Consider the following 15,891-nt stretch of genomic DNA (forward strand, 5'->3'; position numbering starts at 1 on the left):
CTACCGCACGCACTGTTTTCAGCTCTCTGGAGGTAATTCATGCGACGGTTGGCGACAATGGCCGCGGCGTGCGTGCTGGCGGGCGCCGGGGTGGCGGCCACGGCCGGGGTGGCCGGAGCCGCGACCGGCCCGGCGGGCAAGGCCACCACGGCCTGCTCGACTGCCTGGGGCAGCGGCAGCAAGTCGGCGACGGACGCGAACATCAAGCCGTTGAAGAACATCAAGACCAGCCACAGCACGTGTTACGACCGGATGGTCTTCGACGTCAGCGGCGCCACCGGCAAGGTCGGCTACCACGTCGGTTACGTCGACGCGTTCCACCAGGACGGCTCGGGCGACCGGATACCCGTCAAGGGTGGCGCCATACTTCAGATATTTGTCTCCGCACCCAGCCACGACCCGGCGACCGGCAAGCAGACCTATGCCGGGACCGTCGGCAAGGCGCTGCCGGGGGTGAACATCACCGGATACAAGACGTTCAAGGACACCAAGTTCGGAGCGAGCTTCGAGGGGCAGACCCAGGTCGGCCTGGGCGTGCGCACCAAGCTGCCGTTCCGGGTGCACCAGTCCGGTGACCAGCTGATCGTGGACGTCGCCCACAAGGGCTGACCGGACGCGTTGCCGAGGTCTGCCCGGTCGCTCCGACGGAAGGTGTGAGGTGACCGGGCGGGCTCTCGCGTAAAGCTCGCGCAGTACACAGAGAAATACCCCGGACCGAATTGACGGCCGGGGTATTTCTCTGTGTATATTGAGGGCTTCTGTGTCTTCATGAATGCGGGAAGCAAGCCCAACTTCATTCCGAACTTTATCCGAGCGGAGTCGAATTGTCAAACGAGGAATGGCAGGACGAGCAGGAATTCATTGATCTGCTCTATGAACGCCTCGCCGAACTGCGGGTCGGCGCCGAAAGGGCGGTCGACGAAGCCCTGCCGCTGGGCGGGACCAACGCCCAGGCGCGACTGGAGCGCGATGTGCTGGTGGCCGAGCACTCGGGCCTGCTGGCCGCCTTCGATGCCGGCGAGAACGGCCTGTGCTTCGGACGGCTGGCCTTCCGGGACGGCCGCGATCACCACATCGGCCGCATCGGCATCCGGCGCGACGACGCGGACCGGACCCCGCTGGTCATCGACTGGCGGGCCGAGGTCGCCCGCCCGTTCTACCTCGCCACCGGACACACCCCGATGGGGCTGCGACGTAGGCGGCACATCACGTCCGAGGGCCGGCGGGTCACCGCCCTCCACGACGAGATCCTCGACCTCGCCGACACCCTGCGCACCGGGCACGAGGGCGCCGACGCGGACGCCGTGCTGCTGGCCGCGCTGGACGCGGCGCGCACCGGACGGATGCACGACATCGTGCAGACCATCCAGGCGGAGCAGGACGGGATCATCCGCGCCCCGCACCGCGGCGTCCTCGTCGTGGAGGGCGGCCCCGGCACCGGCAAGACCGTTGTCGCGCTGCACCGCGCCGCCTACCTGCTCTATGCGCACCGCGAACTGCTGGCCCGCCGCGCCGTGCTGATCGTCGGGCCCAACCCCGCATTCCTCGGCTACATCGAGGAAGTGCTGCCCTCGCTCGGCGAGACGGGCGTCCTGCTCGCCACACCCGCCGAGCTCTTCCCGGGCGTGACCGCGACCGGAACCGACACCGCCGAAGCCGCCACGGTCAAGGGCGGCGCGGCGATGGCGGACGCCCTGGCGCGCTTCGTACAGGACCGGCAGACCCTGCCCGACCCCGTGATCGAGATCGACCACGAGGACGGCGAACTGCGGCTGGACGCGGACATGACGCACGAGGCAAGGCGCCTGGCCCGCGAGACCAAGCTGCCGCACAACCTCGCCCGCCCCCACTTCGCGTTCCGCATCATCGACGCACTCACCGGGCAACTGGCCGACCGGCTCGGCGCGGACCCCTTCGGCGGGCCGAACTTCCTCGGCCCCGACGACCTCGCCCAGCTCGGCAAGGCGATCGCCCTCAGCCCCGAAGTGCACCGTGCCATCGAGGAGTTGTGGCCCCTCCTGACACCGCAGCGGCTGGTCGCGGACTTCCTCGCCGCGCCCGCCCACCTCCCGGAGGCCGACGCGGAGGCGATCCGCCGGGCGGACGGCGACTGGACCCCCGCCGACATTCCCCTGCTGGACGAGGCCGCCGAACTCCTCGGCGAGGACGACTCGGCGGCCCGCGCCGCCGCCGAGGCGGAACGCCAGGAGCAGATCCAGTACGCCCAGGGCGTGCTCGAACTCTCCTACGGCTCCCGTACCCAGGAGTTCGAGGACCGTGACGACGACGATTCTGAGGTGCTGGCCGCGCACGACCTGCTGGACGCGGAACGGCTCGCCGACCGGCACGAGGAGGCCGACCACCGCACCGCCGCCGAACGCGCCGCGGCCGACCGGACCTGGGCGTTCGGCCACATCATCGTGGACGAGGCGCAAGAGCTGTCCGTGATGATGTGGCGTTTGCTGATGCGCCGCTGTCCCACCCGCTCCATGACCCTGGTCGGCGACCCGGCGCAGACCGCCGAGCCGGGTGGCTGCGGCTCGTGGGAGAGCATCCTCGCGCCGTACGTCGAAGACCGCTGGCAGCACGTCAGGCTCGGCGTCAACTACCGGACCCCGGCCGAGATCATGGAGGTGGCGGCGCAGGTGCCCCGGTCCACGGACCCGGCCTTCGAACCGCCGCGCTCCATCCGCTCCACCGACGTCCGCCCCTGGGCGTACCGCACCGACGACCTCGCCGGCGCGGTCGCCGAGGCCGTCGCGCGGGAGACCGACGAGGAAGGCCGCCTCGCGGTGATCGCCCCGCGTTCCCACCACGAGGCCCTCGCCGCTGCCCTCCCGGCCGCCTCCGCCGGCGCCTCCCCGGATCTGACCAGCGCCGTGGTGCTGATCGACCCCCGGCAGGCCAAGGGCCTGGAATTCGACACGGTGATCGTGGTGGAACCGGCGGAACTCGGAGCCAGCGACCTGTACGTCGCACTCACCCGGGCCACGCAACGACTGGGTGTCATACACACCGCGCCCCTGCCGGCCGGACTGGAGACACTGCCCACACCGGCCGCCGCCCTCTCCGGGCGGTGACCGTGCACTGCCCGGGCGCCGCATGGAATGGGCACATGCGGCGCCCGGGGTGAGGGGAGCAGAGTGACGGTCTCTCCGGCTCGGGTCGGCCTTCACGCGCCGGCCAGGACCTCGGCGATGGCCGGCAAGCCCATGCCGAGCCGGCGCATGAGCAGGATCCGCTGGAGCCGGGAGACCCTGGATCGTCCACTCGATCGTTCCAGTGTTACCCGCGGCGGACTGTGGCGGCGATGATCTCCGAGCTGTCGGCGTGCAGGGCCTGCGCCGCCGTCTGCCCGGTCGCCGCCAGGTAGGTGTCGACCAGCCTGTTGCCCGCGGCGTACCCGGCGCCCATCGGCAGTCCCACCGGGGTGACGCCCAAGTGCTCGGCGCCGGGGTCGCCGTGCACCCAGGCAGTGAAGTTCTGCATGCCTGTCACGTCGAGCCCGGTGAGCACCTTGCCGAAGATCTCGTCGTCGTGCAGGTGCGGTACACCGATACGGGTGGGGCCGAGCTCGTTGCCGTAGAGCTGTCGGGCGAAGGCGTCGGCCAGGCCCTCGGAGACGAGGTGGTCGCCGACCGTGACGGTCATCGGGTCCCACACCACCCCGCCCGGGCCGAACCGCAGGTTGTGGTGGAGTTCGTGCACGGCGGTGGCCTCCAGCCGCTCCACGTTCTCGGGGAAGGGCCAGAGCGTGATCACGATGTGGCCCGAGATGCCGCCGAACCCGGTCACTCCTCGGCAGGGACCCATGAAGTGCTCGTCACCCGGATCGCCGAGCACGAACTGCACGGTGATGTCCGGGGTCGCCAGCCCCGGCGTCGCTTCCAGCAGTACGGCGAGAGCGTCGTCGAGGGCGCGTTGCATCCGCTCCCAGGCTCCGGCCGCCGCCAGGGTTTCGAGCGCGTCGAGGCAACGTTTCTCGTCGCGGTCGATGGGGAACCCGGATGCTTCGAGGTGCAGGGCCACCAGGTCGATCTCGCCGGGGTAGTAGCGGTACATGCCCTTGGTGGGCTCCAGCATCGAACGCAGCAGGTCAACGCGGTCCGCGACCGGGGCCAGCAGGATCCGCCTCATGGCGGAGCAGGTGTCAAGAACGGTGATCGACATGGCCCCGATGCTAGAAGTTGACGCAGCGTCAAGAGCAAACCCGGCTTCTGCGCGCAGCCGACCGCACCGCACCGCCGCCGGCCGGCTTCACGCGTGCCGCTTGGTCCGCTGCTTCTCGGCGGAGATCCGGTAGATCACACTCCGGCGCAGCGGGCCGTCGGGCACGCCGGGGTCGTCGAAGTCGTCGGCGGGGTTGCGGGTCATACCGATGCGGCGCATCACGGCCTGCGAGCGGAGGTTCGTGGTGGTCGTCAGCGCGAGGATTTCCGGCAGGGCGAGGGTGGTGAAGCCGTAGGCCAATGCGGCCTCGGCGGCCTCGGTGGCGTAGCCGTGCCCCCAGGCGGGACGGGCCAGGCGCCAGCCGGCCTCCACTCCGGTGAACGGCATGGCCTCCTCCACGGGATCCAGCCCGGTGAGTCCGATGAATTCTCCGGTGGCACGCACCTCGACCGCCCACCACCCCCAGCCGCGCGCCTCGAGAGCCGCCTGGAAGCGGGCGACGGACGCCTCGCTCTGCTCGCGGGTGAGCACCTCGGGGAAGTGCGCCCGGACCTCGGGATCGGCATTCATCGCCGCCCAGGGGGCAAGGTCGGACGCCCGCCAGCCGCGCAGCAGCAGACGCTCGGTTCGCAGTTCGGACATCCCGCCAATCTAAGGGCTGTCCCGTAATCCCTGGCGGGCGCACGACGACAGCTACGGCACCTCGCCGCGTTGTCGGAACATCCGGATACGCCCAGTATCCGGACGTCCCTCCGCCTTGCGATGCACCGCATCTGACGCCGTGCGCTGATCCACCAGGCATTACGGGACAGCCCTTAGCCCGCGCAGGCCGAGGGGACGATCGAATAACGCGCCGGGCGAAGAGCGTGCCGGGCGAAGAGCGTGCCGGGCGAAGAGCGAGGCGGGCCCGCCCGCGCCGTGATGGCGCCGTGGGCGGGCCCGGTGATCGCACCGGCAGCGGTGGGGTTGCTACTTGACCGATCCCGCCATGATTCCCTGCACGAAATGCCGTTGGAAGGCGAAGAACACGATCAGCGGCACGATCAGGGACAGGAACGCGCCGGGCGCCAGTACACCGATGTTGCTGCCGAACTGCCTCATCTGCGACTGGAGGGCCACCGTCAGCGGCTGTGACGTGTTGTCGGCGAAGAGGAGGGCGACCAGCATGTCGTTCCAGACCCACAGGAACTGGAAGATGGCCAGGCTGGCGATGGCGGGGCGGCCCAGCGGCAGGACCAGTTGGGAGAAGATCCGCCACTCGCCGCCGCCGTCCATGCGCGCGGCCTCCAGCATCTCCTTGGGGATCTCCGCGAAGTAGTTGCGCAGCAGGAAGATGGCGAACGGAAGCCCGTAGGCGGTGTGGAAGAGGACCACGCCGGGGATCGAGCCGAACAGGCCGAGCGCACCGAACATCTGGGCCACCGGCAGCAGTCCGATCTGGACCGGCACCACCAGCATGGCGACCACGACCAGGAAGATCCAGTCCCGGCCGGGGAAATCCATCCAGGCGAAGGCGTAACCGGCCAGTGCGGCGATCACGACCACGAGGAGGGTGGTGGGCACCGAGATCAGCACGGTGTTGAAGAAGGCCTGGACGATGCCTGATTCCTTCAGCAGCGCCGTGTAGTTGTCCAGGGACAGCTGACCGGGGGCGGTGAGCGCGGTCCACCAGCCGCTGCCGGCGTTCTTCTCCTCCGTACGCAGCGAGGAGACGAAGAGTCCGGCGGCGGGCGTGACCCAGACCAGGCCGACGAGGAGCAGGAACAGCTGGATCGCGCCGCGGCTGAGACGCTTCACCGGCCGCGCCGTCGCCCGCCTGCGGGGTGCGGCGGTTCCGGGGGCGGTGGTCATGACTGGCTCCTGCGGAAACGTCGGATGTTGAGGGCCATGGCCGGGACCACCAGGAGCAGCAGCAGGACACCGAGGGCGCTGCCGAGGCCCTGGTTGTTACCGCCGCCGAAGGAGACCAGCCACATTTGCAGGGCCAGGACATTGGCGTCCTGCTGCACGGGACCGGGGGCGATGATGTAGACGAGGTCGAAGACCTTCATCACATTGATCACCATCGTCACGAACACCACGCCCAGGACGGGGCCGAGCAGCGGAACGGTGATCCGGCGGAAGACCTGCCATTCGTTGGCGCCGTCCATCCGGGCGGCCTCCAGCACATCGCGCGGCATCGAGGAGAGTCCCGCGCCGATGAGGACGAGCGCGAAGCCGGTCCAGATCCACATATAGGCGCCGATGATGGCGGGGGTGATGAGAGCCGGGCCGAGCCAGGAGATGCCCTCGTAGGGGGCGGCGAAATCCTTGGCGGGGAGCTGGACTTGGTAGGACCCGGGGGCCAGACGGGGCAGGCGGTAGGAGCCGTCCGAGGCGGTGGTGGTCGTGGCCACCACCTTGCCGTGCGAGTCGACCGCCTCGACGGAGAGCTGTGGCAGTCCGCGCTCGTCGCGGTCCACCGTGCCGGGTGTGCCGCCGCCACGGGGGGTGAAGTCGAGGTAGACCACACCGCGCAGTTCCCCGTCTCCGGCCGGGGACTTGGCCGCCGGGGCGGCCGGCCGTGCCTGCGGGGGCATGTCCTTGGGCGCGACGCCGACCAGTCCGAGGTTGACGGTGTTTCCCGGGCCGGCGCTACGGGCGGTGCGGTAGGAGCCGTCGTTCCCCTTGACCAGACGCTTGTCGCCGATGCGCGTCTTGGCGGTGGGGAAGGAGACGGACTCGCCCTGGACCTTGTCGTGGATGCCCACGGTGATCGCGTTGAGCACACCGCGCTGCGGATCCTGCTCGTAGGCGAGGCGGAAGATGATGCCGGCGGCGAGGAAGGAGATCGCCATCGGCATGAACATCAGCAGCTTGAACGCCGTCTTCCAGCGGATCTTCTCGGTCAGGACGGCGAGGACCAGGCCGAGTCCGGTCAGCAGGGCGGGGGCGAAGACGACCCAGATCGCGCTGTTGCGGATGGCCCGGAGCGTGGCGGGGTCCTGGAACATCGCGGTGTAGTTGTCGGCGCCGACGAAGGTGTCGCCCGAGGCGTCGTACAGGCTGCGGACGACCGAGAACACGATGGGGTACGCGACCAGGGCACCCAGCAGCAACAGCGCGGGAAACAGGAAGGCCACGGCGATCCGGCGACGGCGCCGGGCGGCGCGGCGCACGGGGTCGGGTGCCCTGCCGGGTGTGCCGCCCGGGGGGAGGGACGCGGTGCCGCGCGACGTGGCGGGCGGCACCGCGGGAGTGGTGACAGGCATGGATCGGGCCCTTGGTCCTTACTTTCCGTATGCCTTGGCGGCGGCGGCCTCGAGCTTGCGGGCCGTGCCCTTGGGGTCCGAGGGGTCGCGCAGGAAGTCCTGGAGCAGCTTCCACTCGCCGGCTCCCTGGGTGCCGCCGAACGCCGCGGGGGCCTGGTCGGACATGTCGAAGCGCACGGAGTTCCCGGCGTCGGTCAGCGACGTGGCGGCCTTGCGGGCGACCTCGTCGTGGTACGCGTCGGCGGGCACCTTCTTGTTGGGCGAGATGTAGCCGCCCGCCTTGGCCCAGACGCCGGACGCCTCGGGAGTGGCCAGGTACTTCACCAGCTCCATCGCGGCCTTCTTGTTCTTCCCGGCCTTGAGCACCACCGCGGCGTCGCCGCCGCTGACCACCGGCGCCTTGCCGCCGTCGACCGCAGGGAAGGGGAAGAACTTGGCGTCCTTGCCGACCTCCTTGTGGAGCTCATCGGTGACCAGCGCGCTGACGAAGTCACCCTCGTAGACCATGGCCGCCTTCGGTTCCGGACCGAAGACCTGCTGGACGGACTCGGGGAAGTCGGTGCGCAGGGCGCCCGAACCGCCGCCCGCCACCAGGCTCTTGTCGCTGAACAGCTTGCCGAGCGCGGTGAGCGCCTTGACCACGCTGGGGTCCGTCCACGGGATCTTGTGGGCGGCGAGCTTGTCGTACTTCTCCTGACCGGCCTGGGAGAGGTAGACGTTCTCGAACCAGTCGGTCAGCGGCCAGCCGGCCTCGCCCGCGACGGAGAACGCCGGCACACCGGAGTCGGACAGCGTACGGCCCGAGGTCAGCAGCTCCTGGTACGTCTTCGCGGGCGTGACCCCGGCCTGGGTGAACGCCTCCGGGCTGTACCAGACCGTCGACTTGTGCGAGGCCTTGAAGTACAGGCCGTAGTAGGTCTTGTCGACCGTGCCGTAGTCCTTCCACACCTGCGCGAAGTTCTTCCCGGCCTCGGCACCGACCTCCGCCGACAGGGGCGCGAGCCAGCCCTTCTTGGCGAACTGCTGGAGCACACCGACCTGGGGGACCATCACGACATCGGGGGCGTTGCCGCCCTCGACCTGGCTGCCGATGACCGTCGAGACGTTGTCGCCGGTGGAGGAGAAGGTGACCTTCGCGCCGGTCTTCTCGGAGAACGCGTCCAGGACCTTCTTGAAATTCTGCTGTTCCACGCCGGTCCAGACGCCCGCCACGCTCACGGTCTGGCCGTTGAGTTCCTGCTTCTTGCCTCCGGCGGACACATTGCCGCCGCATGCGGTGGCGCAGAGCGCCAGGCCGAGCACGGCGGCGCCGGACACGGCGGCTCGGGTGTGTCGTACTGCGAGTCGTCTCATCGTGGATTCCCTTCGGAGGACTGACGGGGAGGGGGCTGTGGAGAGGTGGGGCTATCGGGGGGCGGGAGCATGCATCCACCAGGCGGCGGTGGAGCCCGGGAGCGTTCCTGCGGGGCAGTCACCGCTCGCCAGCAGCGGGGTGCCGGGTACGGGGGCCGGCACCGGTTCGGTGCCGAAGTTGACGGCGCAGACCAGGCCGTCGCCACGGACGAACGCCAGGACCTGGGGCGGCGACTCCAGCCAGCGCAGGGTGCCTTCGCCGAGCTGCGGAAGACTGCGGCGCAGCGCCAGCCCTTCGCGGTACAGGTGCCAGAACGACCGGGTGTCGGCCAGCGCCCGGTCCGTGGCGTGATCGGCGAACCACGCGGGCTGCGGCAGCCAGGGCCGCGCCGCGTCGGTACCGGACGTGAAGCCGAACGGGGAGGCGTGCCCGGACCAGGGCAGTGGCACCCGGCAGCCGTCGCGGATGTGCTCCCGGCTGCCCGTGCGGTGGTAGATCGGGTCGGTGAGGACCTCGTCGGGCAGGTCGACGACCTCCGGCAGGCCCAGTTCCTCGCCCTGGTAGATGTACGCGGCGCCGGGCAGCGCCAGCATCAGCAGGGCGGCCGCGCGGGCGCGTGCCGGGCCCAGCCCTCCCTCGGACTCTTCCCCGGCTGCCGCTGGGGCCGCGTCCAGGGCGGTGCTCCCGGCCCTGCCGCCCGGTTCGGTCGCGTACCGGGTGACGGTGCGGACCTGGTCGTGGTTGTTGAGCACCCAGGTGACCGTGGAGCCGGTGCCCGCGATGTCGGTCAGCGCCTCGGAGATGACCCGGCGGAAGGTGTCGACGTCCCAGAGCGCGGTCAGCAGGTGGAAGAAGAACGCCTGGTGCAGCTCGTCCGAGCGGACGTACGCGGCCTGCTCGCTCGGTGTCCGTACGGAGACCTCGCCGACCAGCAGCCGGTCATGGCCGTCGCGCGCCGTGTACTCCTCGCACAGCGCACGCCAGTCGCGCCACACCTGGTGCACCTCGGGCTGGTTCCAGGCCAGCGGATTGACCGAGTCGCGGGTCCGCTCGTCGGCCGCCGGGTCGGGGGAGTCGGGGAGCTCGGGGTGCTTGAACAGCCCGGCGGCCACGTCGATGCGGAAGCCGTCGACACCGCGGTCCAGCCAGAAGCGCAGCACCTGGTCGAAGTCGGCGGCCACGGCGGGGTTGCGCCAGTTCAGGTCGGGCTGCTCGGGCGTGAACATGTGGAGGTACCACTGGCCCTCCGTGCCGTCCTCCTCCGTGATCCGGGACCAGGCGGGACCGCCGAACATCGCCCGCCAGTTGTTGGGCGGCAGTTCACCGGCCTCCCCGCGCCCGTCGGCGAAGTGGAACAGCGACCGTGCCGGGCTGCCCGGAACGTCCGCCAGCGCGGCCCGGAACCACGGGTGCTCGCTGGAGCAGTGGTTGGGGACGATGTCCAGGAGCACCTTCAGACCCAGCCGGTGGGCGTCGGCCACCAGGAGGTCGAACTCGGCGAGGTCGCCGTATACGGGGTCCACATCGCGGTAGTCCGCCACGTCGTAGCCGTGGTCGTGCTGGGGGGAGGGGTAGAAGGGGCTGAGCCAGATGCCGTCCACCCCGAGCTTCTTGAGGTAGGGCAACCCGGTGCGGACGCCGGCCAGATCGCCGATGCCGTCGCCGGTGCTGTCGAGGAAGCTGCGGACGTAGACCTGGTAGATCACCGCGTCGCGCCACCAGCGCTGTGCCGAGTCCTGGGACGGGGTCCCGGTGGCGGCCGGTGAGAGCGCGGAGGCCGGACCGGTGGGGGAGGGGGAGGGCGCGGAGTCGGCGGAGGAGCCGTTCCCTGCCGTGGCTATGAGCATCTGCCGTGATCCCGTTCTTGCATGGGCATGCCGTGCGGCTGCAATCGCTGTTATGCATGCATGTTAAGTAGGAGTGTCGTTTGAGTGTCAACGAAATGGTCAAAACTCGCTGTGAGATGCCCGGATTTGTGGGAGATTGGGTGGCCAGCCTGTACCTAACAAGTAACTAGGGCAGGTGGAGGTGGAACTGCTGACGGCCGTGAGGAGTCAGCCGCGGCCGACGATGGCCCGCAACTCCCTCGTCAGCCGCGCGACGGTGGCATCCGTGCTCCGGCGATGGAGCAGCGCGTCATGCATGACCGCCTGAACCGCCAGGCTCACCTGGTCGTAATGCGGGCTCTTGAGGCGCGGCTTGGCCGCCAGGACGCCCCGCTTGAGCGTCGGCAGGTACGGGAAGCGACGCACCAGTTCCGGATCCGAGTACAGGTCGGCCCACACCGGTGGCAGTGCGCCCTCGGTGAGCACCCGGCGCTGTACCGACTCGGTCGTCAGATAGGAGATCAGCTCGGTGGCCGTCTTCTGGTGCCGCGACTGCGCGTTGACCGCAAGATTGGAGCCGCCCAGCGCGCTGGAGCCCGGCCCGTCAGGACCCGGCAGCGGCACCGCGCCGAACTTTCCCGCCACCTTCGACGACCGGGCGTTGGCCAGCGCGTAGGCATACGGCCAGTTCCGCAGGAACAGCAGCCGGCCGTCCTGGAAGGCCTTGCGGGATTCCTCTTCCTTGTAGGTCAGCGCCCGCTGCGGGATCCAGCCCTCGCGCACCCCGTCGAGCAGGAAGGACAGGCCACGGCGGGCCGCGGGGGAGTCCACCGTCACGCGCGCGCCCTCGCCGGCGAGCACCGAGCCGCCCGCCGACTGGACGGCCTCGCCGACATTGGCGGTCAGCCCCTCGTACGGCAGGAACTGGCCCGCGTAACCGTCCATCCCGTACTTGGGCGCAACCGTCTTCGCCAGCCGCTCCAGTTCGGCCCAGGTGCGGGGCGGCCGCGCACCTTCACGGGCGAGCACGTCCTTGCGGTAGTAGAGCAGCCCGGCGTTGGTGACGTACGGGACCGCGTAGAGGCGCCCCCGGAAGGTGGCGGTGTCCACGACGGGAGGAAGGAAGTGCTTCAGCGGGAACTGCGCGCTGTTCACGGGCTTGATCCAGCCCGCGGCCGCGAACTCCGACGTCCATGCCACGTCGATGTTCAGCACATCGAAGCGGTCGCTGTGGGAGCGCAGCTCCGTGACCATCTGGGCGCGGACCTCGTCGGCCGCGTCCGGCAGCTCGACCAGCGTCACTTTCTCGCGTGGGTGCCGGTCGTTCCAGCCGTCGAGGACACCCCGCAGATAGCCCGTGAGGTCGCCGCCCGTCACCAGCGTGACCGGGCCGCGTCCGTCCGGACCGCCGTCCGGCTCCCCGGCCCGCGCACCGGCCTGGCCCGCGAACAGCAAGGAGCAGACCAGCAGAGCCCTTCCCGCGGCACGCTTCCACCGCATGGGCTCCTCCTCGTACCAGGCGTCGACGGGACACTGGACCGACAGCCCGCCCCATGTATACCTGTTAGCCATGCGGGATACTAGATGCAGCAGGAAGATGCGACGGCGACCCGGCTCACAGTCGGATGCGTCCAGATGACGGTCAACTAGGGCGGGGAGGGAGAGGGAGAGCGTGCGGCTGCCACTCCTGGCGCTGTTGGTCAGCGGCCCCGCACACGGCTACGAACTCAAACAGGCCCTTGAGAACCTCCTGGGCGCGGCATACCCTCAGCCGAACGTCGGCCAGATCTACGTCACCCTGAGCAGGCTGGAGAAGTCGGGCCTGATCGCGGGAGAGGACGTCGAACAGTCGGACCGCCCGAACAAGCGCATCTACCGGATCACCGAGGCGGGACGCGAGACGGTGGACGTCTGGTTCGAGGAATCCACCGCCGAACCACGGGTACGGGACGAATTCTTCATGAAGCTCGCCCTGGCCCCCCACACCGGGACCGCAGACCAGATCACCCTGATCAACAAGCAGCGCCGCCACTACCTCAACACCATGCGTGACCTGTCGAAACTCGCGGCGGGCGAGGACCGGGACAACCGGGTCGCGCAACTGCTGATAGAGGGCGCGATGCTGCATCTACAGGCGGATCTCGACTGGCTGGAGCGCTGTCAAGAGGAGTTGGAATGAACCGGGACGAGCCGTCCGGCCCGATAGTCCGGGCAGCCGGCCTGGTCAAGACCCACCGGCCGGAAGGCGCCGCCCCCGTGCCCGCGGTGCGGGGCGTCGACCTGTCCATCGAACGCGGTGAGTTCGTCGCCGTCACCGGGCCCTCGGGAGCCGGCAAATCCACTCTGCTGCATCTCCTCGGCGGCCTCGACCGGCCCGACAGCGGCGCGCTCTGGCTCGACGGCCGCCAGGTCGACGGCTACAGCGAGGCACGCTGGGCGGAGCTGCGCCGCCACCACATCGGCATCGTCTTCCAGTTCTTCAACCTGGTCTCGAACCTCAGCGTCGCCGACAACGTCGAACTCCCCGCACTGCTGGCCGGCAGGTCCCCCCGGCAGGCCCGCACCGACCGGGCGGAACTGCTCGACGAACTGGGCCTGACGGGCAAGGAGAACTCCACTCCGGGCGAGCTGTCCGGCGGCGAACAGCAGCGCGTCGCCCTGGCCCGCGCCCTGGTCAACACCCCCAGCCTGCTGCTCGCCGACGAACCCGCCGGCAGCCTCGACAGCAAGGGCACCAGGGAGGTGCTGCGGCTGCTCGCCCGCTTCCACCAGCGCGGCCAGACGATCTTGCTGGTCACCCATGACGCCAGAATGGCCAGCGCCGCGGACCGAGTGATCAGCTTCTACGACGGCCAGGTGGCCGACGACGCTCACCTCGGTGGCAGCCGGAACCGCCCCGCGGCCGGTGTGGCCGACGTACTCAAGCTCAAGGGCTGACCCGTGCGAGCAGCGGCACGCTGGACACAGGCGCACCTGAGGGCACACCGGCCGGCCGCGGTCCTCATCGTGCTGGCCACCACCGGGATCACCATCTCGCTGTTGCTGGCCACCGCGCTGTTCGCCTATGCGACCGACCCCTGGCAACGGGTCTTCACCCAGTCCTCCGGCGCGCACGTATGGATCCACACCCAAGGCGGCACCGCCGCCGGGTCGCTCGCCGAACTGGACGAGGTACGGGCCACCTCAGGACCGTTCCGTACGGTCCGCACCACCGCGAGCCTCCAGCCCGGCGGCGCCAAGGCGACCGTGGAGCTGCGCGGTGCGACAAAGCGCCCCGCCACGGCGACGCCGCAGATCGTGGCGGGCCGCTGGCTCGACGCGGGCGCCGATACGGGGGCCACCAAGGGCATCGTGCTGGACAGCTCGGTCGCCCGCGCGATGTGGGCGAAGCCGGGCGACACCCTCGCGCTGAGCGGTATCGCGGCACATCTGCGAGTGGTGGGCGTCGCGGACACCGCCGAGGTCGCCTTCCGCGCGGGCGAGTCCCCGGGAGTCGGCTGGGTGCTCCCCGAAACCCTCGCCGCCTCCGACGCGGGCCGCGACCAGCGGGGCCGCACCATAGGCCTCCAGCTCACCGACCCCGCGGACACCGACTACGTCGTCCAGCGGGCGGTCACCCGGCTCGGCGCCGATCAGATCACCGATGTCTCCACCTGGCGGCAGGCCAAGGCCGAAGCCGAGGGCGACAATCAACTCCTCGGACGGCTGCTCGGCCTCTTCGGACTCGGCGCGCTGCTCGCCGCCGCCCTGGCGGTGGGCGGCGCCATCAGCACCCGGATCCGCGGACATCTGCGGGACATCTCGGTCCTCAAGGCCATCGGGTTCACGCCGGGCCAGGTGGTCCGGATGTTCCTCGCGCTGCACCTCGGTCTGGCGCTGCTGGGCGTCGCCCTCGGGGCACTGCTCACCCAGGGGCTCGGCACGCTGGTCCCCGGCCGGATCGGCGAAGCGATGGCCCTGTGGCACCGGCTTCCCGAGCACGCCTGGCTGCCCTTGGTGATCTCCGGCGGTGTGGTGGTCTTCATCGGCTCGGCGACCTGTCTGGCCGCCTGGCGTGCCGGGCGGGTACCACCGGTGCCCGTCGCCCGTGCCGCCACCGTCACCGGCAGCCGGACGTCCGGCCTCACCCGGCGGGCACTCGGCCTGCGGGTCCCACCGGCCCTGGTCCTCGGCTGGCGCGGTGCCTTCCACCGCCCGCTGCGCTCCTCGGCAGCCGTGGCACGGCTGGCCGTCCCGCTGCTGCTCATCACCATCGCGCTGGGCACCTGGACCACCCTGGACCGCTTCACCTCCCACCCCGGGAACGTCGGCCTGCCCGCCGCTCTCACCGCACGTTCCGACACCCTCGGCGACGGGGAGCTACGCCAACTCCTCGCCTCCAGGCCACGGATGACGGCCTACCCCGGCGCCGAGGAACAGGCACTCGTACCAGGGCAAACCGGGACAATCACCCTGCGGGGGCTCGGCACGGACGCCCAGCCCTACCCCTTCGCCGTCGTGGAAGGCCGCGCCGCCCACGGCCCCGACGAAGCGGTCGCCGGACAGGGGCTGCTGGAACTCCTCGACGCACACGTCGGCGACTGGGTCCGGATGACCGTCGCCGGCCGCCCCTACGTCCTCCACATCGTCGGCCGCAACATCGAGACCGCCGACGCCGGCCGGGTCATCTCCACCAGCCTGGACACCCTGCGCGACGGCGACACCGCCGACGGAACACCCTCCGGCCCCCACCCGTCCCGCCCGGACTTCTACAACCTGGTCCTGAAGCACGGTGCCGATCCCGGCGCCGTACGCGACGCGCTGACCGAGGCGTCCGCCGGCCATCTCGAAGTGCGCGAGGTCCCCAACCCCGCCGACCAGCTGTCGGCGGTCCGTGCCGTCAGCATCGGCCTGATCGCGGTGCTGATCCTGATCGGGCTGGCGGAACTGGCGACGACGGTCGGCGCCGCCGTACGCGAGCGCAGTCGTGACCTGCTCGCCCTCAAGGCCGTCGGCCTCACTCCCCGCCAGATCACCGCGGTCATCGTCTCGGCCACCGCCTTCGTCACGCTCGCCGCCGCGCTGGCCGGCACGGCGCTGGGTCTGCTCGCCTCCGAGTGGCTGATCAACCTCCAGGGCCGCACCAGCGGCTGGGGGACCGGCATCGCCCAGCGGCCCGCCACGGGCATCCTGCTGCTGGTCATTGCCGTCGCGGTGACGATCGCCGCCATAGCCTCGGCCCTGCCGGCCGCCCGCGCGGTGCGGCGCCGGCTCGCGGATTCGGCCAGCGCTCAGCTCTAAGGGCTGTCCC

General features: G+C 70.4%; 12 protein-coding genes. 5 read left to right on the top strand and 7 right to left on the bottom strand.

The features are described from left to right. Window positions 1–39 precede the first annotated feature (39 nt). Both M8I34_RS34130 and M8I34_RS34135 read left to right on the top strand, forming a co-directional pair. On the top strand, window positions 40–609 hold the full coding sequence (locus M8I34_RS34130) for a hypothetical protein (RefSeq protein ID WP_250056314.1): 570 nt from the start codon (window positions 40–42) through the stop codon (window positions 607–609). Between the two features lie 215 nt (window positions 610–824). Next, entirely contained in the window at window positions 825–3,080 is a 2,256-nt protein-coding gene (locus tag M8I34_RS34135; RefSeq protein ID WP_250056323.1) for an ATP-binding domain-containing protein, read from the top strand. A gap of 205 nt (window positions 3,081–3,285) precedes the next feature. Here the strand turns inward: M8I34_RS34135 and M8I34_RS34140 are convergent, their stop codons facing one another. The 7 genes from M8I34_RS34140 to M8I34_RS34170 all read right to left on the bottom strand — a co-directional run bounded on the left by M8I34_RS34140 (window position 3,286) and on the right by M8I34_RS34170 (window position 12,101). Beyond that, the gene (locus M8I34_RS34140; RefSeq protein ID WP_250056332.1) at window positions 3,286–4,170 is read right to left on the bottom strand and encodes a DUF2268 domain-containing protein; all 885 of its coding nucleotides are present in this window, start codon (window positions 4,168–4,170) and stop codon (window positions 3,286–3,288) included. Between the two features lie 87 nt (window positions 4,171–4,257). Then, on the bottom strand, window positions 4,258–4,812 hold the full coding sequence (locus M8I34_RS34145) for a GNAT family N-acetyltransferase (RefSeq protein ID WP_250056333.1): 555 nt from the start codon (window positions 4,810–4,812) through the stop codon (window positions 4,258–4,260). Between the two features lie 327 nt (window positions 4,813–5,139). Continuing rightward, window positions 5,140–6,021, bottom strand: coding sequence for a carbohydrate ABC transporter permease (locus tag M8I34_RS34150; RefSeq protein ID WP_250056335.1), 882 nt, complete (start codon window positions 6,019–6,021; stop codon window positions 5,140–5,142). Then, window positions 6,018–7,421, bottom strand: coding sequence for an ABC transporter permease subunit (locus M8I34_RS34155; protein ID WP_250056337.1), 1,404 nt, complete (start codon window positions 7,419–7,421; stop codon window positions 6,018–6,020). The genes M8I34_RS34150 and M8I34_RS34155 overlap by 4 nt, the downstream gene beginning before the upstream one ends. 18 nt (window positions 7,422–7,439) lie before the next feature. Next, complete coding sequence (locus M8I34_RS34160; RefSeq protein WP_250056339.1) at window positions 7,440–8,774, bottom strand: ABC transporter substrate-binding protein; 1,335 nt, start codon at window positions 8,772–8,774, stop codon at window positions 7,440–7,442. Window positions 8,775–8,825: 51 nt separating this feature from the next. Then, a complete protein-coding gene (locus M8I34_RS34165; RefSeq protein ID WP_250056341.1) occupies window positions 8,826–10,622 on the bottom strand; it encodes a glycoside hydrolase family 13 protein in 1,797 nt (598 codons plus the stop codon). A gap of 207 nt (window positions 10,623–10,829) precedes the next feature. Then, window positions 10,830–12,101, bottom strand: a complete 1,272-nt coding sequence (locus tag M8I34_RS34170; RefSeq protein ID WP_250056377.1) for an ABC transporter substrate-binding protein — start codon at window positions 12,099–12,101, stop codon at window positions 10,830–10,832. A gap of 172 nt (window positions 12,102–12,273) precedes the next feature. Between M8I34_RS34170 and M8I34_RS34175 the strand changes: the two genes are divergently transcribed. From M8I34_RS34175 to M8I34_RS34185, 3 genes are read left to right on the top strand one after another with little or no spacing between them, the layout of a single operon-like run. After that, on the top strand, window positions 12,274–12,780 hold the full coding sequence (locus M8I34_RS34175; protein ID WP_250056342.1) for a PadR family transcriptional regulator: 507 nt from the start codon (window positions 12,274–12,276) through the stop codon (window positions 12,778–12,780). Continuing rightward, complete coding sequence (locus M8I34_RS34180) at window positions 12,777–13,538, top strand: ABC transporter ATP-binding protein (RefSeq protein WP_250056344.1); 762 nt, start codon at window positions 12,777–12,779, stop codon at window positions 13,536–13,538. The genes M8I34_RS34175 and M8I34_RS34180 overlap by 4 nt, the downstream gene beginning before the upstream one ends. 3 nt (window positions 13,539–13,541) lie before the next feature. Next, window positions 13,542–15,881: an ABC transporter permease gene (locus M8I34_RS34185; protein WP_250056346.1), complete on the top strand. Its 2,340-nt coding sequence runs from the start codon at window positions 13,542–13,544 to the stop codon at window positions 15,879–15,881. The last annotated feature ends 10 nt before the right edge of the window (window positions 15,882–15,891 follow it).

The sequence above is a fragment of the Streptomyces sp. MCA2 genome (genome assembly GCF_023544705.1).
GTDB lineage: Bacteria > Actinomycetota > Actinomycetes > Streptomycetales > Streptomycetaceae > Streptomyces > Streptomyces decoyicus.

Coding starts and splice junctions, on each gene's coding strand:
- M8I34_RS34170 (WP_250056377.1), bottom strand. CDS start 12,101: ATGCGGTGGAAGCGTGCCGCGGGAAGGGCTCTGCTGGTCTGCTCCTTG.
- M8I34_RS34180 (WP_250056344.1), top strand. CDS start 12,777: ATGAACCGGGACGAGCCGTCCGGCCCGATAGTCCGGGCAGCCGGCCTG.
- M8I34_RS34155 (WP_250056337.1), bottom strand. CDS start 7,421: ATGCCTGTCACCACTCCCGCGGTGCCGCCCGCCACGTCGCGCGGCACC.
- M8I34_RS34140 (WP_250056332.1), bottom strand. CDS start 4,170: ATGTCGATCACCGTTCTTGACACCTGCTCCGCCATGAGGCGGATCCTG.
- M8I34_RS34160 (WP_250056339.1), bottom strand. CDS start 8,774: ATGAGACGACTCGCAGTACGACACACCCGAGCCGCCGTGTCCGGCGCC.
- M8I34_RS34130 (WP_250056314.1), top strand. CDS start 40: ATGCGACGGTTGGCGACAATGGCCGCGGCGTGCGTGCTGGCGGGCGCC.
- M8I34_RS34145 (WP_250056333.1), bottom strand. CDS start 4,812: ATGTCCGAACTGCGAACCGAGCGTCTGCTGCTGCGCGGCTGGCGGGCG.
- M8I34_RS34165 (WP_250056341.1), bottom strand. CDS start 10,622: ATGCTCATAGCCACGGCAGGGAACGGCTCCTCCGCCGACTCCGCGCCC.
- M8I34_RS34150 (WP_250056335.1), bottom strand. CDS start 6,021: ATGACCACCGCCCCCGGAACCGCCGCACCCCGCAGGCGGGCGACGGCG.